General features: G+C 56.1%; 2 protein-coding genes. Both read left to right on the top strand.

Annotation, left to right across the window (positions count from 1 at the left end; translation table 11 throughout):
• A partial coding sequence (locus ABEA12_RS15045; protein ID WP_425571790.1) for a hypothetical protein occupies positions 1–278 on the top strand: 278 nt, incomplete at its 5' end.
• Positions 271–1,038, top strand: coding sequence for an ATP-binding protein (locus ABEA12_RS15040; protein WP_210099274.1), 768 nt, complete (start codon positions 271–273; stop codon positions 1,036–1,038). The genes ABEA12_RS15045 and ABEA12_RS15040, both read left to right, overlap by 8 nt.
• The last annotated feature ends 189 nt before the right edge of the window (positions 1,039–1,227 follow it).

Genomic DNA, 1,227 nt, shown 5'->3' with positions numbered 1-1,227 from the left:
CCCAAGCATTCTTGGCGTGCCGCAATATCCTCACCGAACTCGGCGGGAAGAAAACCTCGTTGGAGGAAACCTGCCAAGAAATGCTGAATATCAATGGCTACCCGACCTACACCTCGCTCAAGCGGGTGATGGCGACCCTGACCGCGGCGAAGGACCAGAAAGTTACGGCGGCTCCGGCCGCGCAGAACGTGAAGGACCTCTCCGGGGTCCAGAACCTTTCCGGTGCATTCGTGCGAGATGCCGAGCATTACAAGGGTTGGGGTGGTACGGATGCTTAGCAGTGAAGATCATCAGAAGATCAAGGAACTTCGCCTCACGGTGTTTGCCGACAGGTTCCTTGAACTGGTCAACGACGAAGTCAATGACAAGATGCTGCCCGAGGAAGTGTTCATGCAGGCGGTGAACCATGCCTTGGATACTCGCCGGTCGACCAAGGTCGACAAACTTATCAAGCAAGCCCAGTTCCCCTTGCCCGGAGCCTCGATTGCTGAGCTGCATTATCTTCCGGGACGCAAGATCGATGAAGCACGGATGAAACGCTACGCGACGCATCAGTGGCGGGCTGATCCAACGAACTTGTTGATCATCTCCCCGACCGGTGGAGGCAAGACCTATATTGCGTGCGCGATTGGTATTGCAGCCTGCCATACCGAGCACTCCGTGTTTTATACGCGAATGGACGCGCTGGCCCGGAAACTGCTCATCGCACGCAGTGACAGCAAAGTCCACGATGACCTCTTGACGAAGCTTCGAGAGGCGGACCTCTTGATCCTTGATGACTTTTTGACGGTCGGCATCGATCAGAACATTGCCAGTGATCTCTTCGGGGTTCTCGCTGACCGGGAGCACCGCTCACCAACGGTGATTGTCAGCCAGACTGATCCCGCGTATTGGGTGCAGGTACTACCGGATCGCGTGGCCGGGGATTCGATCGTGAACCGGCTGGCGAACAACACCAGGTGGCTCCTGCTCGGCGACACCGACATGCGCAAGCTCAAACATGAAAAGGCCCGGGACTCAGCTGAATTCTGGGAATAGGGTGCAGTCCGATCCTGAGCAGCTAATTCCCGAGCCTTCCCCCTAAATTGTATTGGCCAGGAATCCATGGAGGGTTCCTGGCCAATATGACAACGACAGAACGCAGTACCGTCTGCCCAGAATCTCAGTACCAACTACACAGATGGGCCCGTACCAATTCGTCAGAACAGCGGTACCTTCAGACGCTAT

The organism is Paeniglutamicibacter antarcticus (assembly GCF_039544305.1).
GTDB lineage: Bacteria > Actinomycetota > Actinomycetes > Actinomycetales > Micrococcaceae > Paeniglutamicibacter > Paeniglutamicibacter antarcticus_C.
The sequence above is the reverse complement of the archived record's forward strand: the minus strand, read 5'-3'. Positions and strand labels throughout refer to the sequence as shown.

Bases quoted from the DNA above. Each gene is read 5' to 3' on its own strand.
- ABEA12_RS15040 (WP_210099274.1), top strand. From the start codon at position 271: ATGCTTAGCAGTGAAGATCATCAGAAGATCAAGGAACTTCGCCTCACG.